This window comes from Curtobacterium sp. VKM Ac-1393 (genome assembly GCF_015350995.1).
Lineage (GTDB): Bacteria > Actinomycetota > Actinomycetes > Actinomycetales > Microbacteriaceae > Curtobacterium.
Genome location: NZ_JADKRW010000006.1, coordinates 149,531 through 175,133 on the forward strand (window position 1 = coordinate 149,531; position 25,603 = coordinate 175,133).

The 25,603-nt window shown below is 70.5% G+C and carries 22 protein-coding genes, 1 tRNA gene and 2 pseudogenes; 12 read left to right on the top strand and 13 right to left on the bottom strand.

Features of this window, described 5'->3' with window-relative positions:
- Positions 1-7 precede the first annotated feature (7 nt).
- Positions 8-1,051: an ice-binding family protein gene (locus ITJ59_RS19430; RefSeq protein WP_323749522.1), complete on the bottom strand. Its 1,044-nt coding sequence runs from the start codon at positions 1,049-1,051 to the stop codon at positions 8-10.
- A gap of 203 nt (positions 1,052-1,254) precedes the next feature.
- On the opposite strand from ITJ59_RS19430, the pseudogene ITJ59_RS14305 reads away from it, so the two are divergent.
- Positions 1,255-2,181 (top strand): annotated as a pseudogene (locus ITJ59_RS14305) (diacylglycerol/lipid kinase family protein); the annotation flags it as partial.
- 50 nt (positions 2,182-2,231) lie between these two features.
- Here the strand turns inward: ITJ59_RS14305 and ITJ59_RS14310 are convergent.
- The 4 genes from ITJ59_RS14310 to ptsP all read right to left on the bottom strand — a co-directional run bounded on the left by ITJ59_RS14310 (position 2,232) and on the right by ptsP (position 7,172).
- The gene (locus tag ITJ59_RS14310; protein WP_194651982.1) at positions 2,232-3,389 is read right to left on the bottom strand and encodes a mannitol-1-phosphate 5-dehydrogenase; all 1,158 of its coding nucleotides are present in this window, start codon (positions 3,387-3,389) and stop codon (positions 2,232-2,234) included.
- Positions 3,386-3,823 (bottom strand): PTS sugar transporter subunit IIA, encoded by a 438-nt coding sequence (locus tag ITJ59_RS19185; RefSeq protein WP_027466426.1) that lies wholly within the window; start codon positions 3,821-3,823, stop codon positions 3,386-3,388. The genes ITJ59_RS14310 and ITJ59_RS19185 overlap by 4 nt, the downstream gene beginning before the upstream one ends.
- A gap of 90 nt (positions 3,824-3,913) precedes the next feature.
- Positions 3,914-5,455: a PTS mannitol transporter subunit IICB gene (locus ITJ59_RS14315; protein ID WP_228511569.1), complete on the bottom strand. Its 1,542-nt coding sequence runs from the start codon at positions 5,453-5,455 to the stop codon at positions 3,914-3,916.
- A gap of 61 nt (positions 5,456-5,516) precedes the next feature.
- Entirely contained in the window at positions 5,517-7,172 is a 1,656-nt protein-coding gene (ptsP, locus tag ITJ59_RS14320; RefSeq protein WP_194651983.1) for a phosphoenolpyruvate--protein phosphotransferase, read from the bottom strand.
- 253 nt (positions 7,173-7,425) lie between these two features.
- On the opposite strand from ptsP, the gene ITJ59_RS14325 reads away from it, so the two are divergent.
- The 10 genes and pseudogenes from ITJ59_RS14325 to ITJ59_RS14370 all read left to right on the top strand — a co-directional run bounded on the left by ITJ59_RS14325 (position 7,426) and on the right by ITJ59_RS14370 (position 17,049).
- Positions 7,426-8,196 (top strand): DeoR/GlpR family DNA-binding transcription regulator, encoded by a 771-nt coding sequence (locus tag ITJ59_RS14325; protein WP_194651984.1) that lies wholly within the window; start codon positions 7,426-7,428, stop codon positions 8,194-8,196.
- Positions 8,197-8,265: 69 nt separating this feature from the next.
- Entirely contained in the window at positions 8,266-8,538 is a 273-nt protein-coding gene (locus ITJ59_RS14330) for an HPr family phosphocarrier protein (RefSeq protein WP_066655121.1), read from the top strand.
- Between the two features lie 275 nt (positions 8,539-8,813).
- Positions 8,814-9,656, top strand: a complete 843-nt coding sequence (locus ITJ59_RS14335; protein ID WP_194651985.1) for an exodeoxyribonuclease III — start codon at positions 8,814-8,816, stop codon at positions 9,654-9,656.
- A gap of 42 nt (positions 9,657-9,698) precedes the next feature.
- The gene (gene trpS / locus ITJ59_RS14340) at positions 9,699-10,709 is read left to right on the top strand and encodes a tryptophan--tRNA ligase (protein ID WP_194651986.1); all 1,011 of its coding nucleotides are present in this window, start codon (positions 9,699-9,701) and stop codon (positions 10,707-10,709) included.
- Positions 10,710-10,711: 2 nt separating this feature from the next.
- Entirely contained in the window at positions 10,712-11,269 is a 558-nt protein-coding gene (locus ITJ59_RS14345) for a GNAT family N-acetyltransferase (RefSeq protein ID WP_194651987.1), read from the top strand.
- Positions 11,270-11,374: 105 nt separating this feature from the next.
- Positions 11,375-12,487: a bifunctional diaminohydroxyphosphoribosylaminopyrimidine deaminase/5-amino-6-(5-phosphoribosylamino)uracil reductase RibD gene (ribD, locus tag ITJ59_RS14350; RefSeq protein WP_194652177.1), complete on the top strand. Its 1,113-nt coding sequence runs from the start codon at positions 11,375-11,377 to the stop codon at positions 12,485-12,487.
- A 29-nt stretch (positions 12,488-12,516) separates the two neighbouring features.
- A pseudogene (ribA, locus tag ITJ59_RS14355) lies at positions 12,517-13,122 on the top strand (GTP cyclohydrolase II); the annotation flags it as partial.
- Positions 13,123-13,322: 200 nt separating this feature from the next.
- The gene (locus ITJ59_RS14360; protein ID WP_194651989.1) at positions 13,323-14,726 is read left to right on the top strand and encodes an MFS transporter; all 1,404 of its coding nucleotides are present in this window, start codon (positions 13,323-13,325) and stop codon (positions 14,724-14,726) included.
- Positions 14,727-14,987: 261 nt separating this feature from the next.
- Entirely contained in the window at positions 14,988-15,203 is a 216-nt protein-coding gene (locus ITJ59_RS14365; RefSeq protein WP_194651990.1) for a hypothetical protein, read from the top strand.
- A gap of 7 nt (positions 15,204-15,210) precedes the next feature.
- Positions 15,211-17,049: an ABC transporter ATP-binding protein gene (locus ITJ59_RS14370; protein WP_194651991.1), complete on the top strand. Its 1,839-nt coding sequence runs from the start codon at positions 15,211-15,213 to the stop codon at positions 17,047-17,049.
- Between the two features lie 43 nt (positions 17,050-17,092).
- Here the strand turns inward: ITJ59_RS14370 and ITJ59_RS14375 are convergent, their stop codons facing one another.
- The 3 genes from ITJ59_RS14375 to ITJ59_RS14385 form a co-directional block, all read right to left on the bottom strand.
- Positions 17,093-17,713: an isochorismatase family protein gene (locus tag ITJ59_RS14375; RefSeq protein WP_194651992.1), complete on the bottom strand. Its 621-nt coding sequence runs from the start codon at positions 17,711-17,713 to the stop codon at positions 17,093-17,095.
- Between the two features lie 23 nt (positions 17,714-17,736).
- On the bottom strand, positions 17,737-19,245 hold the full coding sequence (gene dacB, locus ITJ59_RS14380) for a D-alanyl-D-alanine carboxypeptidase/D-alanyl-D-alanine-endopeptidase (protein ID WP_194651993.1): 1,509 nt from the start codon (positions 19,243-19,245) through the stop codon (positions 17,737-17,739).
- Between the two features lie 73 nt (positions 19,246-19,318).
- Positions 19,319-20,314 carry a Gfo/Idh/MocA family protein gene (locus ITJ59_RS14385; RefSeq protein WP_194651994.1) on the bottom strand — a complete coding sequence of 332 codons (996 nt, stop codon included), beginning with the start codon at positions 20,312-20,314 and terminating at the stop codon, positions 19,319-19,321.
- A 129-nt stretch (positions 20,315-20,443) separates the two neighbouring features.
- Between ITJ59_RS14385 and ITJ59_RS14390 the strand changes: the two genes are divergently transcribed.
- On the top strand, positions 20,444-22,123 hold the full coding sequence (locus tag ITJ59_RS14390; RefSeq protein ID WP_194651995.1) for an HAD family acid phosphatase: 1,680 nt from the start codon (positions 20,444-20,446) through the stop codon (positions 22,121-22,123).
- 15 nt (positions 22,124-22,138) lie between these two features.
- On the opposite strand, the gene ITJ59_RS14395 is transcribed toward ITJ59_RS14390, so the two are convergent.
- The 5 genes from ITJ59_RS14395 to ITJ59_RS14415 form a co-directional block, all read right to left on the bottom strand.
- Entirely contained in the window at positions 22,139-22,579 is a 441-nt protein-coding gene (locus tag ITJ59_RS14395; protein ID WP_194651996.1) for a BLUF domain-containing protein, read from the bottom strand.
- 102 nt (positions 22,580-22,681) lie between these two features.
- Positions 22,682-23,491 (bottom strand): glycoside hydrolase family 16 protein, encoded by an 810-nt coding sequence (locus tag ITJ59_RS14400; RefSeq protein WP_194651997.1) that lies wholly within the window; start codon positions 23,489-23,491, stop codon positions 22,682-22,684.
- A 192-nt stretch (positions 23,492-23,683) separates the two neighbouring features.
- Positions 23,684-23,756: transfer RNA gene (locus tag ITJ59_RS14405), tRNA-Thr, on the bottom strand.
- Between the two features lie 46 nt (positions 23,757-23,802).
- Positions 23,803-24,438: a TetR/AcrR family transcriptional regulator gene (locus tag ITJ59_RS19190; RefSeq protein ID WP_228511570.1), complete on the bottom strand. Its 636-nt coding sequence runs from the start codon at positions 24,436-24,438 to the stop codon at positions 23,803-23,805.
- A gap of 21 nt (positions 24,439-24,459) precedes the next feature.
- Positions 24,460-25,602 carry a DNA polymerase III subunit delta' gene (locus ITJ59_RS14415; protein WP_194651998.1) on the bottom strand — a complete coding sequence of 381 codons (1,143 nt, stop codon included), beginning with the start codon at positions 25,600-25,602 and terminating at the stop codon, positions 24,460-24,462.
- Position 25,603: the final 1 nt, after the last annotated feature.

Here is a 25,603-nt window from a genome sequence, read left to right on the forward strand (position 1 = left end):
TCACCCGTCAGTGATCCTCCAACGGGAGTCGACGTCGTGCGCGGAGCGTCCGTGCACGGAGCGCCATCACGGCGATGCCGCCGAGCAGCATCGCGCCTGCCGCGGCGAGCGGGATCGTCGGATCGCTGCCGGTGAAGGCCAGCTCGGTCGTACCGCCGCCGTTGTCGCCGCCACCGACCACCGGGACCGCGGGAGCCGTCGAAGCGGGAGCGGTGGGTGTGGGAGCCGAAGCGGTGGGCGTCGGCGTCGCGGTCGGCGCAGGTGCGCGGACGGTCACGACGTACGTCTCCGTGTCCGGCGGTGCGGTGCCGTTGTCGACCGTGATCGTCACCGTCGTGGTGCCGGGCGTGGTCGGCGTGCCGGAGATGACGCCCGTGGTCGGGTTGATCGTCAGCCCGGGCGGCAGGGTCCCGCCGTCGGAGTAGGTGGGTGCCGGGTTGCCCGTCGCGGTGACGGGGAACGAGTACGGCGTGCCCGCGGTGGCGTCGGTCGGCGTGCCCGAGGTGATCGTCGGTGCGACGCTCTCGGACGGCGTTCCGGCAGCCGGGCAGTTGGTCGGCCGGGTGATGGTGTTGTCGTCGAGCGTCACCGCTGCGTTCCGGGCGAGCAGTCGGCCCACGACCGTCGCACCCGTCGTCGCGGTGACGGACTGGTCGGCGAGGACGGTGCCCTGGAACTGGGCGGCACTGCCGATGGTCGCGGAGCTGCCGACCTGCCAGAACACGTTGCACGAGCTGGCGCCACCGGTGATGACGATCCTCGTGCCCGACCCGATCGTCAGGGTCGACGCGGCCTGGAACACCCAGACCGAGTCCGCGCTGCCGGCCAGGGTCAGCTGGCCGGTGTTCGCGAGCTGCAGCGTGTCGCCGTTGTAGACGCCCGGGCTGAGGCTGAGTCCGTTGAGCTCCTGGAGCCCGGTCCGCGTCGGCGTCAGCGACGCGGCGACGTTGTACGCGGTCGTGGTGTCCGACTGCGCCTGCGCGGCCGCGGCGTCGGTCTGGTGGACGGTGCCGTTCACGGTCCCGTTGCCGGTGCCGCCGAAGCCGGTGATCGAGGTACCGGGCCATGGCGGCCCGTGCCTGTGATGGCGAAGAGCCGATGGGGTGTCGAAGTCACCCGGCGTTCACCGTGTCCCGAGTGTGTTCGTACCGCATGTGTTCTGCGGTCAGGACTCCCAGGTTCGTCGACTTCATCGCATCGCGGACAAGATTCGCGCGTTCCGGAGCCCGACAGCTGTTCGGTATCGTCCTTTCCATGCCGCGCGCCGCGATCGTCGTCAACCCGTCCAAGGTCGACCTGCGGGTGCTCCGCACCACCGTCGCGGCCGAAGAGGACCGGACCGGCTGGGACCCCACGACGTGGTTCAAAACGGCGGCGTCCGACGACGGCCGTGCCGCGGCCCTCGACGCGCTCGCCACCGCGCCGGACGTCGTCCTGGTCGTCGGCGGTGACGGCACGCTGCGTGTCACGGCCGAGGCGCTGCACGGGTCCGGTGTCCCCCTCGCCCTACTCCCGGTGGGGACCGGCAACCTGTACGCCCGGAACCTGCGCATCCCGCTGAACGACGTCGCCGGATCGGTCCGAGCTGCCTTCACCGGGACGGATCGACGGGTCGACCTGGCGTTCGCCGCCCTCACCGACCCGCAGGGCACGACGACGCACCACGCCTTCCTGGTGATGGCGGGTATCGGACTCGACGCGAACATGGCCGCCAACACCAACGCGCGCCTGAAGAAACGGTTCGGGTGGCTGGCGTACTCGGACCCGATCATGCGGTCCGTCATCGGCAACCGGCAGGTCGACCTGCGGTACCGACTCGACGACGGCGAGGCCCGGACGATGCGAGCGCACACGGTCATCGTCGGGAACTGCGGCACCCTGACCGCCGGCGTCCTGCTGCTCCCCGCGGCGGAGCCGGACGACGGGGTGCTCGACGCGGTCGCGTTCCGCCCCGGTCGGACGGTCGGGTGGGCAGGGGTCGGCTACGGGCTGTCCCTGAACCGGTTCTTCCACCGGACCGGGTTCGGCCGGTTCCTGTCGTGGCTCATCCCGGCCACCCGGACGCTGCGGTACACGAGCGCACGCGTGCTCGACCTCGAGCTCGACCACGCCGAGCAGATCCAGCTCGACGGCGACCCGTTCGGCACGGTGGTCGCGGTGCGGCTGACGGTGGACCCCGGCGGACTCACCATCCGGGTGGGGCCGTCACGAAGGGTGGGACGTCGAGAGCGTCAACCGCGCGCGGTCCGCACGCGATCTGCGAACGCGGCGTGCAACGGGTGCTCCGCACCCAGGCCGGTGATCTGCGTCACCACGTCGGCGTCGGACGCGTCCGACGCCAGCAGGGCCTGCAACTCGACGCTCTGCTCGTCGTCCGCGACGTCGAAGCGGAGTGCCGCACCCATCGCGTCGAGCAGGGCGGTCGGCTCGGTGCCGTCCTCGGCCAGAGACGCAGCCGGTGAGACGAAGCGCTCGTCGCGCGACAGCTTGCGGAGCGGCTGGCGACCGACGCGGGTCACCGTGTCGGGCAGGTGCGGGTTCTCGAACCGGGCGATGATCGCCTGGACGTAGGCACGGTGCACCTCGGGGTCGAGCTCGTGGCGGCGGACGAGCAGGTCGCTCGTCTCGGCGAGCACGGACTCGAGCTCGGAGCGCACGGCCGGGATCGCGATGGCGTCCGAGATCTTGTCCGCGCCCGCGACGAAGCCGTGGTACGCGACGGTGGCGTGCCCGGTGTTCACCGTGAAGAGCTTCCGCTCGATCGAGGCGGCGAGGCCGTCGACGTAGTGTGCGCCGGGGATCTCCGGCTCGTTGCCGCCGAACGGCGTGCGGTCGATGGCCCACTCGAAGTAGGTCTCGACGGTGACGTCGAGGCCGGCGCCCTCGGGCTGCGCGGGGACGATACGGTCGACGGCGGTGTTCGCGAAGACGGCCTTGGCGAGCGCCGCGTCACAGCCGTCCGCGGGCAGGGCGTCGACGATGAACTCGCGCAGGCGGTCGGTGGCGTTCAGAGCGTTCTCGCACGCCATCACGGCGATCGGAGCGGCGGAGGCGTCGCGGGCGACGAGCGCGCGGGCGATGACCGGCGCGATGAACTTCAGGACGTTCGGGCCGACGGCGCAGGTGACGATCGCGGCAGCGGCGATCTCGGCCACGACGCCGTCCTCGTCCTGCGCGCTGTTCAGGGCGCGGAAGTTCGTGACCTCGTGGTCCTGCGCTCCGGTACCGACCTCGTGCACGGTGTACGAGTCGGCGGCGGCCAGGGCGTCGATGACGGGGGCGGCGACATCGGCGAAGACGACCTCGTACCCGGCTTCGTGCAGGAGCAGCCCGACGAAGCCGCGGCCGATGTTGCCGGCCCCGAAGTGGACGGCGGTGCCGGTGCTCACTCGTTGACCTCGCCGAGGATCGACAGGATGGCGCTGGTGTCGGCGGCGTCGGTGAGCTTCTGGACCTCGTCCTCGTCGGAGAACACGATCGCGATCTTGGACAGGATGTCGAGGTGCTCGTTGTTCACGCCGGCGATGCCGACGACGAAGCGCACGGGGTTGCCGTCCCAGTCGATCGGGCTGGCGTAGCGGATGAACGACAGGGCGGACGACTTGATTGCGTCCTTCGCGTCGTTCGTGCCGTGCGGGATCGCGAGGAAGTTGCCCATGTACGTGGACACGCTCTTCTCGCGCTCGAGCATCGCCGGGTAGTAGTCAGCGGTGACCGCGCCCGCAGCCTCGAGGATCTCGGCCGCCTCCTTCATCGCCTCCGACTTGGTCGGCGCGGTGTCCTCGGTGTGGATCCGGATCTGGCTCTCCTGCAGGACGGGCATCGGGGTTCTCCTTGGTGTTCGACGACGTGGTGGAGGGGACGGGGATGTCCCCGTCCCCTCCGATACTGCACTTCGTTACTGGTGGTGGCGTTACTGGTTCTTGAGCTGGTCGACGACCTGGTCGTACTGCGGCGCGTTCATGAAGTTGCCGACCGACACGTGCTGTGCGTTCGGGTTCTTCTGCTTGGCGCGGTCCGTCAGCTCTTCCTGCGTGATGATCAGGTCCTCGTCACCAGACAGGTTCGCGATCGCCTTGTTGGTGACCGTGACCCCCTCGATGCCCGCCTTCTTGATCTTGTTGCGCAGGACGCTGGCGCCCATCGCACTCGAGCCCATGCCGGCGTCGCAGGCGAAGACCAGGTTCTGGACCTTCGTCGCGGTGGCGGTGGTGCCCGACGCGGCAGCCTCTTCCGAGTTGGCCGGGGCGTTGCCGCCGAGCAGGCCGGCGGTTGCCGAGTTGACGTCGCGGCCCTTGTTGGCCTGGAGCTTCGCCATCGCGGCGCTCATGTCGCCGTCGTTGCCCAGCTCACGGTCACGCTTGCGGGTGGCGAGGAGGAAGAACGACGCGACCGCGAACGACACCGCAGCCGACAGGATGACCGACAGGATGACGCCGACGAAGCTGTCCTTCGCCGTCGCACCGAGCACCGCGAAGATGGAACCCGGTGACGCCGGAGCGACGAGGCCGGAGTGGAACGCGACGTTGGTGGCGACACCGGTCGCACCACCGAGGATGACGGCGATGAACAGGATCGGCTTCTGCAGCACGTACGGGAAGTAGATCTCGTGGATGCCGCCGAGGAACTGGATGATGATCGCGCCGGGAGCGGTCGAGCGGGCGATGCCGACACCGAAGAAGGTGAAGGCGAGCAGGATGCCGAGACCGGGGCCGGGGTTCGCCTCGAGCAGGAACAGGATCGACTTGCCCGATTCCTTGACCTGGTCCGCGCCGAGCTGGTCGAGCACACCGTGGTTGATGGCGTTGTTCAGGAAGAACACCTTGGCCGGCTCGATGATGACGCTGGCGAGCGGCAGCAGCGAGTGCTGGACGAGGAAGTTCACCGCATCACCGAGGCCCTCGGCGATGAGCTTGAACAGCGGCGCGAGCCAGAAGAAGCCGACCATCGCGAGCGCGAAGCCGAGGATGCCGGCCGCGTAGTTGTTGACCAGCATCTCGAAGCCGGGCTTGATCTTGCCGTCCCAGATCTTGTCGATCTGCTTGATGAGGTACGCACCGAGCGGACCGCAGATCATCGCGCCGAGGATCATCGTCGTGCCGTTGGCCCCGATGATGACACCCATCGTCATGATCGACCCGACGACGGCGCCGCGGGTCTCGTAGACCATCCGACCGCCCTGGATCGCGATCGCGAGGGGGATGAGGTAGGTCAGGATCGGGCCGACGAGGCCGATGTTGGCGACGCCGCCGGTCTCACCGAAGCCGCCGAGGATGCCCACGGGCGTCCAGCCGGTCTCGATGAAGAAGGCCGTGATGATGCCCCACGCGATGAAGATCGCGATGTTGGGCATGACCATGCCGGAGAGGAACGTGCCGAACTTCTGAACGGCGACGCGTGCGCCGCCCCGCGACTTCGCGGGTGCGTCGGGCGCTGCAACGGACGACGTTGTCATGTGCGGTGACTTTCTGTGTGGTGGAGCTGCTGCGGTGTAAGGGAGGGTGGTGCTGGGTGGGTCAGACGGCGTGCGCGGCCGCTGCGGCGGACTTCGCGGCCGCCGCCGTGGACGCGGCGAGTGCCGCCTGGGCCATCTCGCGGGCCTGCTCGAGCGTGTGCTGACCGAGTTCGGCGCGCACGTCGGCCAGGGCCGCGGGGGTCATGGAGAGGGTGGTGGCGCCGAGGCCGACCAGGACGACGGCGAGCAGCGGGTCGGCCGCGGCCTCACCGCAGATGCCGACGGCCTTGCCCGCATCGGCGCCGGCCGCTCCGAGCTGCGCGACGAGGCGCAGGACGGCGGGGTGCCACGGGTCCTGGTAGGACGCGACGGTGCCGAGCATGCGGTCGGCGGCCATCGTGTACTGGGTCAGGTCGTTCGTGCCGATCGACACGAAGTCCGCGTTCTGGAAGACCTGTTCGGCCATCAGGGCGAGCGACGGCACCTCGGCCATCACGCCGGCCGTGCGGATGCCGAGCTCGCGGGCCAGGGTGACGAAGTACTCGGTCTCCTCGGCGTCGGCGACCATCGGGGCCATGACCCACAGGTCGGCCTCGGTCGCGGCGTCGGCCCGGGCCAGCGCGGTGAGCTGGTCGCGGAGCACCTCGGGGTGGTTGCGCAGGGCACGGAGGCCACGGCGGCCGAGCGCGGGGTTCTCCTCGTCCTTGTCGGTGAGGAACGGCAGCGGCTTGTCGGCGCCGGCGTCGAGCGCCCGGACGACGACCTTCTTGCCAGGGAACGCGGCGAGGAGCTGTCGGTAGGACTCGGTCTGCTCGTCGACGGTCGGCGCCTTCGGCGAGTCGAGGAAGAGGAACTCGGTGCGGAAGAGCCCCACGCCCTCCGCACCGAGAGCAACGGCACCCGCGGCGTCGGCGGGGCTGCCGAGGTTCGCGAGCAGGGGCACGAGGTGGCCGTCGGCCAGGGCACCGGCGGTGAGCGGTGCGGCGGCAGCGGCGAGCCGGTCGGCGATGCGCTGGTCGACCTCGGCGACGAGCTCGTCGGAAGGGTCGGTCACGACGGTGCCGGCGACGGCGTCCACGACGACGTGCTGGCCGTCGACCAGGTCGTCCGCACCGGTCACCCCGACGATCGCGGTGATGCCCTTGGCGCGGGCGAGGATCGCGGTGTGCGAGGTGGGTCCGCCGTCGCGGGTGACGAGCGCGAGGACCTTGTCGAGGTCCAGCAGCGCGGTGTCGGCCGGCGCGAGGTCGCGGGCGACGAGGACGAAGGGGGTGTCCGACTCGGGGACACCCGGGGCGTGCACGCCGCGGAGCTTGGCGACGATGCGCTGGGCGACGTCGTCGAGGTCGGCTGCGCGCTCCCCCATGTAGCCGCCCATGCCGACGAGCAGGTCGCGGAACTGCGCGAACGCCTCGTAGACGGCGCGCTCGGCGTTGGTGCCGCCGTCGATGCGGGTGTGCACGTCGTCGAGGAGCGTCGGGTCCTGCGCCATGAGCGCCTGCGCCTCGAGCACGGCCTGGGCGTCGCCGCCGGCGAGCTGACCGCGCTTGTTGAGGTCGTCGGCCACGGCGGCCAGTGCGTCGTGCACGGCCTGCTTCGCGTCGTCCGCCGAACCGGTCAGGGCGTCCTTCGAGGGTTCGCCGAGCGGGTCCGCCATGCGGAGCACGGGGCCGTGGGCGACGCCACGGCCGACGCCGGTGCCGAGCAGTTCGGACATTCGAGACTCCTTCATCTCACACGCACGTGCGGTGGGGTGTTCGTTCGGTGCGCGCACAGCGGAGACGGGACCTCGCCGGTGCGGCTGAGCAGCACACTACCCCGATCCGCGTTGACAAACAAACACATCCGGGGATAAAAATACAGAAACAGATGCCCGTTTGCGTCTGGCGGCCAGCCCCTCCGGGCCGGTTCCGGCAGGTTCGTGCCCGGTCATGTCCGTTCCGTTCCGACCCAGGAGACGACGAGTCCCGATGTACGCACCAGAGCGCCACCAGCGCATCGTCGAAGAGGCGCGTTCGCAGGGGCGGGTCGACGTCAAGGACCTCGCCGAGCTGCTCGAGGTCACGCCCGAGACGATCCGCCGCGATCTCACGAGTCTCGAGCGCCGCGGCCTGGTGCGGCGCGCCCACGGCGGCGCGATCCCGGTCGAGCGCATCACGATCCACCCCGGCGTCGGCGACCGCGGCGGCATCAACCAGCCCGAGAAGATGGTCATCGCCGAGGCCGCGCTCGAGGAACTGCCCGAGAACGGCTCGATCATGATCGACGCGGGCACCTCGACGATCTGCCTTGCCGAGATGCTGCCGACCGATCGCGGGCTCACCGTCGTCACGCACTCCCTCCCGGTGGCCATGGCCGTCGCGAACCGACCGGGCATCGACCTGCACCTGCTCGGCGGCAACATCCGCAGCGACTCCCTGGCCGGCGTCGGCACGTGGACGCACCAGCTCATCGGCATGGTCAGCGTCGACGTCGCCTTCGTCAGCATCAACGGGATCACCCCCGAGCGCGGCCTGACGACCCACAACATGGCAGAGGCCGCGGTGAAGTCGGCGATGATCAAGTCCGCCCGCCGGAGCATCCTGCTCGCCGACCACACGAAGTTCGGTCGTGAAGAGTTCGGACGCGTCGCACCACTCGCCGCGATCGACACGATCATCACCGACCCCGGCGTCAACCTCGACCTGGTCCGCGAGGTCGAGGCCGCTGGCACCGAGGTGTTCTGGCCCGGTCGACCCTGACCACTCACCCGACCCGCCCATCCGGCGCTCGCTAGCATGAGCGCACCACCCATCGACAGGAGTACATCGATGTCCGAAGCCACCCGCACCGTGACCGTCGCCAGCGCCTCCGGCCTGCACGCGCGTCCCGCGTCCCTCTTCGTCCAGACCGTGACCGCCTCCGGGCACCAGGTCACGATCGCCAAGGGCGACAAGTCCGGCAACGCCGGCAGCATCCTCGCCCTGCTCGGCCTGGGCATCGAGAACGGCGACGAGGTCACCCTCACGGTGACCGGCGACGACGCCGAGACGACCGCCGACAGCCTGGTCGAGTTCCTGCAGACGGACCACGACGCGGCCTGATCGCGACACCGCAGACGGACGGGAGGCACGGTGCCAGCTGGCACCGTGCCTCCCGTCCGTCTGCGGTCGCCCCACCGCGCCCGCCCAGCCCGCCCCGCCCACCCGCCCGCCCCGGGGTGCGCTCGCCCGGTTGCCCGCCCGAGGTTCCGAAATCTCGTCATCTCGGCGTCCTCCACGTCGATCTGTGGAACCTCAGCGACGCGCACGCGGCGAGTCGTGGAACCCCGAACCGGCGTGGACCAGGGGTGTCGGCGCCCGCCGATAAGGTGGTCTGCATGACACGCCTGCGCCTCGCATCCGTCAACGTGAACGGCGTCCGCGCCGCCTTCCGCAAGGGCATGGGCGACTGGCTCGCCACCCGCGAAGTCGACGTGCTGGCCCTGCAGGAAGTCCGTGCGTCGAGCGACGACCTGGCCGGCCTGCTCGGCGACGAGTGGGACATCGTGCACGACCCGGCGACCGCCAAGGGCCGGGCCGGCGTCGCCATCGCCTCACGGCACGGCGCCCACGTGCACCGCGTCGCACTGGGTCCGGACGACTTCGACTCCGCCGGACGCTGGCTCGAGGCCGACTACGAGATCGGCGGCACCACGGTCACGGTGGTGTCCACCTACGTGCACTCGGGCGAGGTCGACACCCCCAAGCAGGACGAGAAGTGGAAGTTCCTCGACGCCATGACCGAGCGACTGCCGGCGCTGCGGGAGCACAACCCGCTCGCGGTCGTCGTCGGTGACCTCAACGTCGGGCACGACCAGCGCGACATCAAGAACTGGAAGGGCAACGTCAAGCGCGCGGGCTTCCTGCCGCGCGAGCGTGCGTACTTCTCGCGGTTCTTCGGCGAGCAGGGCGCCGAGGTCGAGGGCGCCGACGGTTCGACGGGCCCGGGCCTCGGCTGGGTCGACGTCGGTCGTGCGCAGGCCGGCGACGTCGAGGGCCCGTACACGTGGTGGTCCTGGCGCGGACAGGCGTTCGACAACGACACCGGCTGGCGCATCGACTACCAGATGGCCACGCCCGACCTCGCCGCGAAGGTCACGGAGTACACGGTCGACCGCGCCGCGGCGTACGACCAGCGATGGTCCGACCACGCCCCCGTGGTCGTCGACTACGAGCTCTGACCCCTCCTTCCTCCGCTTCACCTGACGCACCGGAGCACCGCCATGACCAAGACCCGCATCTTCTCGGGCATCCAGCCGTCCGCCGGCTCGCTGCACCTCGGCAACTACGTCGGGGCGCTCATGCAGTGGCGCGACCTGCAGGACGACTTCGACGCCATCTACTGCGTCGTGGACATGCACGCGATCACCTCGCCGCAGGACCCCGCCGAGCTCCGCGCGAGCACGCGGGCGACGGCCGCGCAGTACATCGCCTCGGGCATCGACCCGACGAAGTCGACGCTGTTCGTGCAGTCGCACGTGCCGGCGCACGCCGAGCTCGCCTGGGTACTCAACACCCTGACCGGGTTCGGTGAGGCGAGCCGGATGACGCAGTTCAAGGACAAGTCGGCGCGACAGGGCTCCGAGGCCGCGTCGGTCGGGCTCTTCACGTACCCGGTCCTGATGGCGGCGGACATCCTGCTGTACGACACCAAGGTCGTGCCTGTCGGCGACGACCAGCGTCAGCACGTCGAACTCACCCGTGACCTCGCCGGCCGGTTCAACTCGCGCTTCGGTGACACGTTCGTCGTGCCCGAGGCCCGGATCGGCACCGAGACGGCGCGCATCTACGACCTGCAGGACCCGACGAGCAAGATGAGCAAGTCCGCAGCCTCCGACAGCGGCCTCGTCCGCCTGCTCGACGACCCGAAGCGCACCGCGAAGAAGATCAAGTCGGCCGTGACCGACGACGAGCGCGAGATCCGGGCGGACCGTCAGGCCAAGCCCGGGGTGACGAACCTGCTCGCGATCCTGTCGGCGTTCAGCCGGACCCCCGTCGCCGAGCTCGAAGCCTCGTTCGCGGGCAAGGGTTACGGCGACCTGAAGGGTGCGGTCGCCGAAGCCGTCGTGGCCGAGCTCGAGCCGGTGCGCGCCCGCACGCTCGAACTGCTCGACGACCCGGCCGAACTCGACCGCCTGCTCGCCGTCGGCGCCGACCGTGCCGAGTCCATCGCACGGGAGACGCTGGCCCGCGTGTACGACCGGATCGGGTTCGTCCCGCGCACGCGCGCCTGACGATGCTCCCCGTCACGCTGGAGTCCGCCCGGGTCCGACTCGACGTCCCGACCCGGGCGGACACCGCGGCCATCACCGACGCCTGCCAGGACCCCGACGTCGTCCGCTGGACGACCATCCCGACGCCGTACCGCGAGCAGGACGCCCGCACCTTCGTCGACGCGCTCGTCGGCCCCGGGTGGGCATCGGACCGCGAGTACACCTGGGCGATCCGTCGGCAGGGATCGACCTGGCTCGACGGTGTCATCGGCTACCGGACCGCCGGCCGCGACCTCGGCTTCTGGCTGGCACCGTCGGCGCGCGGACTCGGGTTGATGCACGACGCCGTCGAGCTCGTCGTCGACTGGGCCTTCGCGGACGGCGCTCCGGACGTCTACTGGGAGTGCTACGAGGGGAACGCCGCCTCGGCTGCGGTCGCCAGGGCCGCGGGGTTCTCGTTCACGGGCGTCGGTCCGGCCCGTATCCCGGGGCGCGACGGGGGTCCGACCAGCGCGTGGACGGCGCTTCGTCGTGCGGACGGGGAACCGGCGTCCGACCTCGCCTGGCCCGGCGCTCCGTGACGGCGCGCTCCGTGACACCCTGTTCCTTCCGATGACACGTCACCGACTCAGCGCCGGTAGGCTCGATCTGTGAGCGACACGGTACGACCCATCGAGGTCCGGGCAATGCGCCGCGGGCTCGAACTCGCGGCCCTCGGGCCCGTCGTGGGCGACCACGCGCGGGTCGGCGCAGTGATCCTCTCCCCCGCCGGTGACGTCCTCGCCGAGGGGTGGCACAAGGGCGCCGGCACCCCGCACGCCGAGGTCGACGCGATGGCGAAGGTCGACCCGTCGCTCCTGCGCGGCGCGACGGCCGTCGTCACCCTCGAACCGTGCAACCACACCGGGCGGACGGGCCCCTGCGCCGCCGCCCTGATCGAAGCCGGAGTCGCCCGCGTCGTGTACGCGATCGACGACCCGGGCGAGCACGTGCACGGCGGCGCCGACCGGCTCCGCCACGCCGGGGTCGACGTCGTGTCCGGTGTGCTCGCCGACGACGCCGAGGCGTTCCTCGAACGGTGGTTGCTCTCCGTCCGGCTCGGCCGACCGTGGGTGACCGTCAAGTGGGCTTCCAGCCTGGACGGCCGTGCCGCCGCGGCCGACGGGACGAGCAAGTGGATCACCGGCGCCGCCGCCCGGCAGCACGTCCACGAACAGCGGGCCGCGCACGACGCGATCCTCGTCGGCACCGGCACCGTCCTTGCCGATGACCCGAGCCTGACGGCACGTGGTGACGCCGGCGAACTGCTCGCCGACCAACCACTCGCCGTCGTGCTCGGCGACCGTGCGATCCCCGACGACGCCGCGGTCCGACGACACCCGCGCGGCTTCGTGGCGTTGCCGGGGCACGATCTCGCCGCTGCGCTCGGCATGCTGCGCGGACACGGCGTCCACTCGGTCTTCGTCGAGGGCGGCCCCACCGTCGCGTCGGCGCTCATCGCCGCCGGACTCGTCGACGAATACCTCGTCTACGTCGCGCCCGTGCTGCTCGGCGGACCCCGGGTCGCTCTGGGCGACCTGGGAGTGGGAAGCATCTCCGAGCGTCGGCGGTTGGACGTACTATCGACCACCAGCCTGGGCCCTGACCTGCTGGTCCGAGCCCGACCGCAGCGCAGCGCGACAGCGCAGCCACAGACAGCGCAGTCGCAGACACCGCAGCAGCACGACACAGCACACCAGCACGACGCAGCAACCGGGTTCGGAGACGACGGGCCCATGAACGACCGGAGCACCCCATGACCGACGCGCTGACCTCCTCCACCCCGGGCAGCCCCGTCCAGTTCGAGGTCTCGACCAACGTGCCGACCACCCATGGCACGTTCCAGATGCGCGCCTACCGCGACCTCGTCACGGGCGCGGAGCACGTCGCCATCATCGGCGCCCTGCCCGACGGGTCGGCACCGTCGGACGGCGCCCTGGTGCGCGTGCACTCCGAGTGCCTGACGGGCGAGGCGTTCGGGTCGCTGAAGTGCGAGTGCGGTCCGCAGCTGGACGCCGCCCTCGACACGATCGCGGCCGAGGGCGGGGTGGTCGTCTACCTGCGCGGGCACGAGGGGCGCGGCATCGGCCTCATCAACAAGCTCAAGGCCTACCGCCTGCAAGAGGACGGTCTCGACACGCTCGACGCGAACCTCGCGCTCGGCCTGCCCGCCGACTCGCGCGCCTACGGCGGAGCCGCCGGCATCCTGTCCGAGCTCGGGATCACCCGGGTGCGGCTGCTGTCGAACAACCCGGAGAAGCGTCGCCAGCTCGAGGAGCACGGCATCACCGTCGAGTCCCTCGTGCCGCTGGTCGTCGGCATCTCGGCACAGAACGCCGGGTACCTGGACACGAAGCGCGACCGGATGGGTCACCAGCTCCCCGCCCACCTCTAGGCGGGCGCCACCAGCTGACTCTGGGCTGATTCGGAGGTGGACGACATCTGTCGTACGATGTTGTCTTCCGTCACAAGCGGTCCCCCACCCAACCGAACGCACCCGACCGGTGTCCGCGCCACCCCGCGCGAACCGATCGGTGTCCGCCGTTTCGGGTATCCGTGCTCTCCGCCAGGAGCGCGCACCACGGAAGACCGCTCATGACCGCCGCACCGGCACCCGCAACCCCGACCTCGACCTCGACCTCGACCCCGACCTCGACCCCGGCACCCGCCGGCAACCCGCGCTCCCGCGTCGTCATCGCCAGCCTCGTCGGCACGTCGATCGAGTTCTACGACTTCTACGTCTACGCGACCGCCGCGGTCCTCGTCTTCCCGACGCTGTTCTTCCCGAACGAAGACCCGACGGCGTCGCAGCTCTCGTCGTTCGTCACGTTCGCCCTCGCGTTCTTCGCCCGTCCGATCGGGTCGATCATCTTCGGCCACTTCGGCGACCGCGTCGGGCGCAAGACCACGCTCGTCGCGTCGCTGCTCGTGATGGGCACCGCGACGTTCCTGATCGGTTGCCTGCCGACGTTCAGCACCATCGGCGTGTGGGCACCGGTCCTGCTCGCCGTGATGCGCTTCGCCCAGGGAGTCGGCCTCGGCGGCGAGTGGTCCGGTGCGGCACTGCTCGCCACCGAGAACGCCCCGAAGGGCAAGCGTGGCGTGTTCGGCTCGATGCCGCAGCTCGGCGCACCGATCGGCTTCCTGCTCGCGAACGGCCTGTTCATCGCGATCAACGCCGCGATGCCCGCCGGCGCCGACGGCACCCCCAACGCCGACTTCCAGGCGTGGGGCTGGCGCATCCCGTTCCTGCTCTCGTCCGTCCTGGTCATCGTCGGGCTGTACGTGCGCTTCAAGCTCGTCGAGTCGCCGGTGTTCCGCGGTGTCCAGGAGTCGGGCACGGTCGCGAAGATCCCGCTGGGCCGGGTGTTCCGCACCTCGTGGAAGGCGCTCATCGTCGGCACGTTCGGCATGGTCGCGACCTACGTGCTGTTCTACTTCATGACCACGTTCACGCTGTCCTACGGCACCACCGGTTCCACGGCGTCGGCGCTCGTCCCCAAGGTCGGTCTCGGCTACAGCCGCGGTGAGTTCCTGACGTTGCTCATGATCGGCGTCGTGTTCTTCGGCATCTTCACGCCGATCGCCGGCATGCTCGCCGACAAGTTCGGTCGCCGCAGGACCCTGATCCCGACCACGATCGGCATCGCCCTGTTCGGCCTGACGTTCCAGTTCTGGTTCGCCGCGTCGCACGGTCCGATCACGGTCGTGACCTTCCTGACCGTCGGGCTGTCCCTGATGGGCCTGACGTTCGGACCGATGGGCGCCCTGCTGCCCGAACTGTTCCCGACCAACGTCCGGTACACCGGCTCGGCGATCGCGTACAACGTCGCGTCGATCCTCGGAGCGTCGCTGGCCCCGACGATCGCCCTGGCGCTGTGGCAGCCCGACGGCAACATCTTCCTGGTCGGCCTGTACCTGACGATCGCCGCGGTGGTGACGCTCGTCGCACTGCTCTTCGTCCGCGAGACGAAGAGCACGGAGTTCACAGACGCCTGATCGGCGACCGACGGACGGACGGGAGGCCCGGTGCCAGCTGGCACCGGGCCTCCCGTCAGTCCGCGGTCTCGTGCACTGCACTCGCGAGACGCCGTCGTGTCAGCAAGACGCCGCAAAGCCGGCGAGACGCCCCCGAATTCGGCGGCGTCTCGCGAACTCGGCGGCGTCGAACGAAGACGCCGGCGTCTCCGACACCGACACGCGCGCCTGTCCGTCAACTCAGGTTGACAGATGTCGGCGCGTCAATGTAGGTTGACGCGCATGGACCGACCGACCATCACGAGCCTCGCGGCAGGAGCCTCCGGGGACGACCCGTTCTCCGCTCTCGCCAGCGTCCGCGAGCTCCGCCGTGAACTCGACCGGACCGAAGAGCTCGCCGCCCGCTCGGCCCGGAACGCCGGGGCGTCGTGGCAGGAGATCGCGACCCTGCTCGGCGTCAGCCGACAGGCAGTGCACAAGAAGTACGGCAGAAACTAGGAACACGATGAGCCTCCCCTTCGCGCGCCCCAAGAAGACCGACGGCCCCCGCGCCACCTTCGGCCGCCTGTTGTCCTACCTGTTCGAGAACAAGCCGGCGATGGTCGTCATCATCGTCCTGAGCATCCTCGGTGCCGGTGCTTCCCTCGCCCAGCCGCTGCTCGTCAACCAGGTCGTCACGGCGGTGCAGCAGGGCAACACGCTCAGCACGCTCGTCTGGCTGCTCGTCGGGCTCGTGCTGGTCGCCGGCGTCCTGAACGGGGTGCAGCACTTCCTGCTGCAGCGTGCGGGCGAGGGCGTCGTGCTCTCCACGCGCCGCAAGCTCATCGCGCGCATCCTGAACCTGCCGATCTCGGAGTTCGACACCCGTCGCACAGGCGACCTGGTCTCCCGCGTCGGCAGCGACACCACGCTCCTGCGGGCGGTCCTGACCCAGGGCCTGATCGAGTCGATCGGCGGCACCCTCACCTTCGTCGGCGCGATCATCGCGATGGCGATCATCGACCCGCTGCTGCTCGTGATCGTGGTCGTCATCGTCCTGGTCGCGATCGTCGTCGTCGGCGGGCTGAGCCGTCGCATCCGGGTCGCGTCGAAACGCGCGCAGGAGAAGGTCGGCGACCTGACCGCGGCCGTCGAGCGCGGCATCGGTGCCGTCCGCACCATCCGCGCCGCCGGCGCCACCGAGCGCGAGGTACACGAGGTCGACGGCCACGCGACCGAGGCCTACCGGCGCGGTCTGGACATCGCGAAGATGTCCGCGTTCGTGGTGCCGGTCGCGAGCATCGTCATGCAGGTGGCGTTCATCGCCGTCCTCGGCGTCGGCGGCGCGCAGGTCGCCGCGGGCACCATCACGATCGCGACGCTCATCACGTTCATCCTGCTGCTCTTCATGATGATCATGCCGCTCGGCCAGGCGATGGGCGCCGCGGTCGCCGTCGCCCAGGCGCTCGGTGCGCTCGGCCGGATCGAGGAGATCCTGCACCTGCCGACCGAGGCCCAGGACGACGCCGCGGCGCGCCCCGCCGCCGCGGTCGCGACCGACGACGCCATCGCGTTCGAGCACGTCACGTTCCGGTACGCCGCCGCTGCGGACGCGTCCGGCGCGGACGGCGCCGAAGGGCTTCCGGGAGGCCCGGATCACCTCGACGACGATCGTCCGGCCGACGACGCGGTGCTTCACGACGTCTCGTTCCGGGTCCCCCGCGGGTCCCGAGTCGCGCTCGTGGGTCCCTCGGGTGCAGGCAAGTCGACGACCCTGGCCCTGATCGAGCGGTTCTACGATCCCACCGAGGGTGTCATCCGACTCGGGGGCATCGACGTGCGCGGCATAGACCGCGCCGAGCTCCGCGCCCAGATCGGCTACGTCGAACAGGACGCACCCGTGCTCGCCGGCACCATCCGCGCGAACCTGCTGCTCGGGTCACCGGACGCGACCGAGGACGACTGCGTCCGGGTGCTCGAGGCCGTCAACCTCGGCGAGGTCCTGCACCGCGACCCGCGTGGCCTCGATGCCCAGGTCGGCGAGGACGGCGTGATGCTGTCGGGCGGCGAACGTCAGCGTCTGGCGATCGCCCGTGCGCTGCTCGCCGCTCCCCCGATCCTGCTGCTCGACGAGTCGACGTCCTCGCTCGACGGGGTCAACGAGCAGAAGATGCGGCTGGCGATCGACGCCGTGGCCGAGGACCGCACCCTGCTCGTCATCGCGCACCGGCTGTCCACGGTGGTGGACTCCGACGTCATCGTCGTCCTCGAGCACGGCCGCGTCGTCGGTGCCGGCACCCACTCCGAGCTCGTCGAGTCGACGCCGCTGTACCGCGACCTGGCGAAGCACCAGTTGCTGGTCTGAGACCCGCTGCCGTGCCGGCTCCGGCGACCGGGCAGCGTGTCCGTCAGAGCTGTGCGCCACCCGGGTTCGCGAGCCCCTCGTCCATGTCGCTGCGGTCGACGTGTCCGCCCGCCGATCGGATGTCCTCGAGCGCACGGGCACTGCGCTCGTCGTCGACGCCGGCCACCAGGTCCTCGTAGACCGCCACGTCGATCCCCGCGGCACGGGCGTCGAGGGCCGAGGCCCGAACGCAGTGGTCGGTGGCGATGCCGACGATGTCGACGCTGTGCACGCGGTGCTCCGTCAGGATCTCCGGCAGCGGCACGCCACCCTCGGTGTGCGCCTGGAACGCCGAGTAGTCGGGCTTGCCCTGGCCCTTGAACACGTCGACGTCGATCGGGTCGGTGTCGAGTTCGGGGTGGTACTCGGCGCCCGGGGTGCCGGCGACGCAGTGCACGGGCCAGGTGTCGACGAAGTCCGGGCCCTCGGGTCCGGCGAAGTGCCCGCCGTTGTCGTCGTCGCCGTGGTGCCAGTCGCGGGAGCCGACGATCAGGTCGTACTCGCCGGCGTGGCGTCCGAGGAACGCGGTGATGCGCTTCGCGAGTGCCGCACCGCCGGTCACCCCGAGCGCACCACCCTCGGTGAAGTCGTTCTGGACATCGACGATGAGGAGTGCCCTGGCCATGGGTCCATCCAACACCCGGTGACTCAGGAGCCGGTGAGCTTGCTCCCGCACGAGTACGCCGCCGTGGTCACCGCGTCGAGGGCCGGCAGAGCAGCGGCACGGGGCGACCCGATGGCGTAGAACGCGAAGGTCAGGCGCGAGCCGTCCGCGGCGTCGATGTAGCCGCCCAGGGTGTTCGCGCTGTCGATCCAACCGGTCTTCGCGTGCACCTTGCCGCGTGCGACCGCGTTCGCCCCCGTGAACCGGCTGGCGAGCGTGCCGGACTGGCCGGACACCGGCAGGGCGTTCGCGAGGGTGCCCAGACCCTTCGCACCCGCGGCGACCTGGACCATGAGGTGGGCGACGAAGTTCGGCGACACCGCGTTCGCGGCGCTCTCGCCGGAACCGTCCTTGATGACGATGCCCGCCGCGTCGACGCCGTACGACCCGAGCGCCGACCGGTACACCGACGTGAGGGACGCCGCCGAGCCGTTCGAGCCGGCCTCCTTCGACGACACCCGGGCGAGCATCTCCGCCAGGGTGTTGTCCGAGTTCGGGATCATCTGCCCGATCAGGGTGGACACCGGCTGCGAGGACACGGTGGCGATGGTGTTCGTGCTGGTCGTGGCGCGCTTGACGACCTGCGCGTTCGCGGCACCGGCGACCCCGGCGTTCGCGAGCGCGGTGCGGAACGCGTCGCCCGCGCGGCCGACCGGGTCCTCTGACCGGGGCGAGGTCGCGGCGGACGGGTTCGCGCGGTCCCCGTCGACCATGAGCGCCGTGACCTTCGGCTGGTACCCGATGGTGCGCTCGGACACCGGCCACGTGGGGTCCCACGCGTCGGCGTCGCTCCAGTACGTGTCGTCCGTGACGATGGTGGTGACGGGAGTCCCGCCCAGCTTCGCCTTCACCTGCTGCGCGAGCTGCGCGAGCGTCGGTGCGCCCGGGTAGACGGTGCCGTTGCCGGCGGACAGGGTCGCGTCGCCGTGCCCGACCAGGGCGATCGTGCCGCCGGACTCCTGGGTGACCGTGGTCGGGATGCGGTGGTCGCCGCCGAGCACCGCGAGTGCCGTGGCCGTCGTCAGGGTCTTCATGACGCTGCCGGTCTGCGCTGCCTTGTCGCCGTCCTTCGAGAACAGGACCTTGCCGGTCTTCGCGTCCATGACGTAGCCCTCGAAGGCGCCGAGACCGCTCGCCGAGGCTGCGGTCGCGATCGAGCAGGTCCGGAGGGCGGAGGGTCCGGCCGGGTCCTTCGGCACCGCCCGGGCGTCCGGAGTGGGCGTGGGCGTGCTCGACGGCCGCTTCGTGCTGGTGGTCGTCCGGCCGGGAGTCGACGTCGCACTCGAGGTCGCCGCGGGTGCAGCGTCGGTGCGCGTGTCCGGCGTCATCGCGGCGGCGACCGCGACGGCACCGCCGGAACCGACCACCAGCAGCGCCGCGAGCCCGCCGGCGATCCACGGGACCGGACGACGCGCAGCGGAGGCGCGCACGGCTGCGACGGCGGCGCGGACACGCTCCGGGACGGAAGGCGGGGTGGACTGCTGATCGGACATCGCGACCGATCCTACGGAACTGCGGCAGGAGCCTCCAGGCCGGATCTTCGCCCGGTGGACGACGTGCCCCGGATCAGGGGGCTGTGGAGGGATCGTCCGCGGGGTAGCGCACGCCGACCTGGCGGCGCGCTTCGTCCATCGCGGCCATGATCGCGACGGACTGCTCGGCGTCCATCGGGCCGCCCTCGTGCACGCCCGAGGTGATCATCGCCTCGAACGCACGGGCCTCGTGACCGTAGCCAGCGAGCTCCTCGCGCGCGTCGAACTCCTCGACCACGACGCCGTCGCGATCGCGGATCCGCCACGTCGTCGGGGTGTACCAGGTGGAGTCGATGTCGATGCGCCCCGATTCGCCGATGACCGACGCGGTGTTCGGACTCCGCAGGTCCATCCCGAAGTGGATCACGGACTGTGCGCCGCCGTCGTGCGTGAGGACGATGCCCATCTGCGTGTCGACCCCCTGCTCGCTCAGCGTGCCGGCCGCGACGAGCGACGTGGGCACACCGAGCACGTCGACGGCGAACGACACCGGGTAGACGCCCAGGTCCAGCAGTGCCCCACCGCCGAGGGCGGGATCGCGCAACCGGTGCGACGCATCAGTGGGCAGGGCCTGGTGGTGCGTGGCCTCGACGACCACCGGCCGGCCGATCCGTCCTTCGGCCAGGACCGCGCGGATCATCGCCATCTGCGGCAGGAACCGGGTCCACATCGCCTCGGTCACGGCGACGCCGGCCCGACGTGCCGCGTCGACCACGGTCCGCGCCTCGGCCGCCGTCATCGTGAAGGCCTTCTCGACGAGCACGTGCTTGCCGGCGCCGATCGCGAGCAGGGCGTCCGCGGCGTGCCGGACGTGCGGGGTGGCCACGTAGACGGCGTCGACGGTGTCGTCCGCGACGAGCTCCTCGTACGAGCCGTGCGCCCGCGGGATGTCGAACTCCGCCGCGAACGCCTCGGCGTGGTCGCGTGTGCGGCTGCCGACCGCCGTGAACTCGATGCCCGCGGCGACGCAGTCGCCCACGAAGGACCGGGCGATGCCGCCCGTGCCGATGACTCCCCAGCGAACCGTCATGGGCCCATGTCTACCAGTGCAGGCCTCAGCACTTCGGTATGGACTCCACGGGTGATTGCCAGCTAACGTGCTCCACGATCCCCCATCCGGGGGTCACCCCTCCCCGAGTCGAAGGTGTGCAGGTCCTCCATGCGCCGTTCCGTCCTCACCGTCGTCGCCACGAGCGCGGCGATCGTCCTCACGTCCACCCTCGTCGGCGGACCGGCCAGCGCCCACGGATGGGGCGACCCAGGACACGGACCGGGGCACTCGCCAGGGCACTCCGCCGATGCCGGTCTGACGCCGCGGACGCACTTCACGATGGCCGCCGACGGCTCGTCCGGCGCGACCCAGGGCGGCGAGGGCATCCCGAACATCGACTCCGTCAAGAAGACCATCGCCACCTACTACGGCGACCCCGGAACCGGTCTGGCCGACCGCTCCGACTCCCCCTACATCCGTGAGATGCGGTCCATCGTCGACCGTCAGCGTGCCGGACTGCAGCGGATCCACGACCGCGCCGTCCGCCACGGCGAGAAGCCGGCGATCGTGCTCGACGCCGACGACACCACGCTCTGGACCTACGACATGGAGGTCGCGGACATGCACTTCGTCTTCGACCCCGCACGGCAGGACGAGTGGGTGCAGGACGAGCGCTTCGCCGCCACTCCGTCCATGGTCGGCTTCGTCAACCGCGCCGCCGGGATGGGCTTCACCGTGTTCGGACTGACCGGCCGGAACGACGACCAGAAGACCGCGACCGTGCAGAACCTGTCGAAGGTCGGCTACACCGCCTTCACCGAGGACCGCTTCTTCACGAAGTGGACCGGCAAGGGCGCCTCGCAGCAGCCGTCGTACGTGACCTGCGCCGCCGCGAGCTGCACGACCGTCGAGTACAAGGCCCAGACGCGCAAGCACATCGAGCAGGACCTCGGCTACGACATCACGCTGAACATCGGCGACCAGTGGAGCGACCTGCAGGGTGGGTACGCCGACCGCTCGCTCAAGCTGCCGAACCCGACGTACTTCCTGCCCTCGGCCGACCTGCCCGGCGTCTCCGAGCCCCGGCTGTCCCCACGGACGCAGTTCACGATGGCGGCCGACGGCTCCTCCGGCACGACGCAGTCCGGTGAGGGCATCCCGAACATCGACTCCGTCAAGAAGACCATCGCCACGTACTACGGCGACCCCGGCACCGGACTCGCGAACCGCACCGAGTCCCCCTACATCCGCGAGATGCGGTCCATCGTCACGCGACAGGCACCCGTCGTCGCTGCCCAGTGCGCCGTCGGCCGCAAGCAGCACCGCAACCCCGCGATCGTGCTCGACGCCGACGACACCACGCTCTGGACCTACGACATGGAGGTCGCGGACATGCACTTCGTCTTCGACCCCGCACGGCAGGACGAGTGGGTGCAGGACGAACGATTCCCGGCAACCCCCTCGATGGCCTCGCTCGTGTCGATCGCACAGCGCGCCGGCTGCACGGTCATCGGACTGACCGGGCGGAACACCGACCAGGAGACCGCCACCATCGACAACCTGCGGAAGGTCGGGTACCCGCAGTTCTCGGCCACGAAGCGCGGCACCGAGACCTACTACACGAAGTGGACCGGGGTCGGAGCGTCACAGCAGCCGTCGTACATCACGTGCGCCACGGCGAAGTGCACCACGGTCGAGTACAAGTCGCAGACCCGGGCACACATCGAGTCACGCTCCGGCGGCCGGTACGACGTGGTCGCGAACTTCGGTGACCAGTACAGCGACCTGCTCGGTGGGTCGGCGGATCGGAGCGTGAAGCTGCCGAACCCGACGTACTACCTGCCCTGAGCGGGTGCGCGGCGGTCAGCGCCGGTGCTTGCCGAGTGCCGCGTCCGGCGCCGCCATGGGGTGGTTGCGGAACCAGCGCAGCAGGGCGCGCGCCTTGCTCGCGTCCGCGCTGCGGTCGCCGTCGGCCAGGAACGGGTCGAACCCGTCCGGCAGCGGCGTCTCCGCATCGCGGTCGAACGCCATCGTCCACTCGCCGAAGCGCGGCGTGTGGATGCGCTCCTCGACCAGCAGGCCGACATCGGTGTGGCGGGGGTCGTCGATGATGCGCTGGTAGGTCTCGAGCACCGCGTCCTCGGGGCCCTCCAACAGCTGCATGAACCGGCCGTCCTTGTAGACCAGCAGGCCGGACAGGCCGGACGCGGCGTTGCGGGATCGCGCGTGTTCGAGCAGCGCGTCCAGCCGTTCCTGGTCGAAGGGCTCGTCAGCGGCACTCATGTAGAGAAGGGAGAGCAGCATGACGACCTTTCGACGCGCGGAGTGGGCTCGGTTCCGATCGTGGCCGATCGACGAGCAACCGTGCAGCCCCAGAACGGGGAACCGCTCGGCACCCCGTACCGGTCACTGCGCGTCGTACGTGCGGACCCAGTCGATCTGCAGGTGACCGGCGCGGCCCCAGTTGCCGACCTGCACCATGTACCGGTGCGGGCTCGTCGGGACGTTCCGCGCCACCGTGAAGACGAGCTTGCCGTCGAGGTAGTAGTGGATCGCCTTCCCGGGGATCCACTCCGTCGTGTAGGTGTGCCAGTCGCGCCACGACACATGCGTGTTGTAGTTGTCCGAGGCCCGCTCGAGCCCGGGCAGCATCGAGTGGTGGAACACGCGCGGTGACCCGTCGAAGTTGCCCTCGGGGTAGTTCAGCTCGCCGTCCGCCCAGTCGTTCGACGTCGGCCAGAGCATGATGGCGGCACCGTTCTTGGTGCCGCCCGTCGCCCGTGCGCGGATGCTGAAGGACCCACCGACGTGGGACCAGGCGTCTTCCGGCGTACCGAAGGTGCCGGCCGAGCCGTGCTCGCCGTCGAGGCTGATGTCCATGTACCCGTCGTGGGCGCTGACCATCTTGCTCGACCAGTACTTGTCACCGGTGCCGTCCGGGTACGGCTGCCACGAGTCCTTGTACGTCTCCGCGAACGGCCCGTCAGCCGCAGCGGGCGTGTCGAAGTCGACCGAGAACGTCGGCTCACGACCGATGGTCGGATCGGCAGCGACCGCGTTGGGCTCCGGCGTCCCACTCGTGCGCGGACCCGCAGCCCCGGAGGTGGTGGACGACGACGCGGACTCGGCGTGGGACTGCGGCACAGCAGCGGCGGTGACCGCCAACGCGGCGGCTGCCGCAGCCACCAGGACGACGGTCGTCACACGTTTGAACACGATGCCTCCGACGGTCGGCCGCCGGGGTCTCGGGGCGGTGCTGGTGGTGGATCACGGGGATGCCCGCATCGCGATGAGGCTATCCCGCGCTCCACCCCGTTGTCAGTCCCGAGACCAAGGGGTGCGGTTTCCCGCAGACGCAGAAATCCCCGGTCAGGACCTGGTGGGGGTCGTGACCGGGGATGTGTTCTGAGCCGCCTGTCGGAATCGAACCGACGACCTATTCATTACGAGTGAATCGCTCTACCGACTGAGCTAAGGCGGCGCGCTCGCTCCGAGACCGGAGCGGCACGAGCAATGACTATACAGGTTCAGACGAGTGAACGCGAAACGAGCACGCCGAGCTCCGCGAACGATCGCTGGAGCTCGTCGACCAGGTGCGAACCGGCCTCGGACCCAGACCACTCCCACCACGCGTGCCGGAGCGCGCCGAGTGCCACGATCGACGCCAGGCGTGCCCGGCGGCGCAGCGCATCCGGGTCGGCGGCGAGCTCGGGGTCCTCGCGCTCGAGTCGGCGCGTGACGGCCGCCTGGATCTCGGCCTGGAACTCCTTCATCGACTCCATGCGGCGGCTGAACAGCTCCGGGTTCGCCCGCAACACCTGCTGACGTTCCTCGATCAGGCCGCGTTCCTCGATGAGTTCCTGCGCCGAGTGCACGAGCAGTGCTCCGAGGTCCGACAGCAGGTCGCCGCCGGGGCCACCGCCGACGAACTCCTGCAGCGCAGCGTCGTCGGGGAGTTCGGGGTCGTCCCCGAGGATCGCCTGTTCCTTGTTCGCGAAGTAGTTGAAGAACGTGCGGGGCGAGACGTCCGCACGCCGCGAGATCTCGTCGACCGTCACCGCACTGAGACCGTCCTCGATCGCGATGCGGAGCGCCGCCTGCTGGATGGCGCGTCGAGTGGCGCGGCGTTTCCGTTCGCGCAGGCCGGGTTCAGCGTCGGGCATGCCGTGATTGTCGCATGCTCGTCAGCGCCGGGCGCGAGCGACCGTGACGAGCAGGGCCTCGAGCGCGAGCAGCGGGGCGACGTTGGCGCCGATCCGCTGCCGGGCCAGCGCGATCGCGTCGAGCACCTCGAGTGCAGCGGCCGGTGTGGTCGTCTCCAGCGCCCGGTCGAGGTGCTCGCGCATCGCGAGGTTCACGGGTTCGGCCGGGGCGCCGAGTCCGAGCAGCAGCAGGTCGCGGTAGAGCGACGAGACGTCGACCAGGATGCGGTCGAGCCCGTCGCGCAGGCTGCGGGTCGCGCGGCGCTTCTGGTCGTCCTCGAGCACCCGGAGTTGCGATCGGAGAGCCGGCGGGATCGTGCCGCCGGGTTCGACGCCGAGTGACCGGAGTGCGGCGTCGCGCTCCTCGGAGTCGCGCTCCTGCGTGATGGCCTTGGCGTCCTCGTCGGCGACGGCGAGCAGGTCGGCCGCAGCCATCACGGCGTCGCCGACGCTCCGGACGCCGAGCACGGTCGTCAGGGTCCGGCGACGACGATCGCGCGCGTCCTCGCTCGTGGCCAGGCGCTGCGCCATCCCGATGTGGCTCTGTGCCTGGCGTGCGGCGTCCATCGCGAGCGCGCGGTCGATGCCGGTGCGGGCGACGAGCAGGTCGGCGACGGACTCGATGCCGGGGACCCGCAGGCGCACCGAACGGACCCGCGACCGGATCGTCGGCAACAGGTCGGCCTCACTCGGGGCGCACAGGATCCACACCGTTCGCTCGGGTGGTTCCTCGAGCGCCTTGAGGAGCAGGTTCGAGGTGCGCTCCGTCATGCGGTCGGCGTCCTCGATGATCACGATGCGGTACCGCCCGACCGAGGGCGAGTAGTACGACGAGGTGACGAGCTGCCGGATCTCGTCGATGGTGATGATCACGCGCTGCGTCGACAGGACCGACACGTCGGGGTGGGTCTTCGCGGTGATCTGCCGCAGGGTGTGGTCGTCGTCCGGACCGTCGCCGACGAGGGCGGCGGCGAACGCGGTCGCGACGTTCGACCGACCGGACCCGGGCGGGCCGGTGATCAACCACGAGTGCGTCATGCCGCCGGTGCCGTCGGGCGACTCCGCCGCGTTCCGGAGGGACGCGACGGCTTCTTCTTGGCCGGTCAGGCCGTCCCACACGCTCACG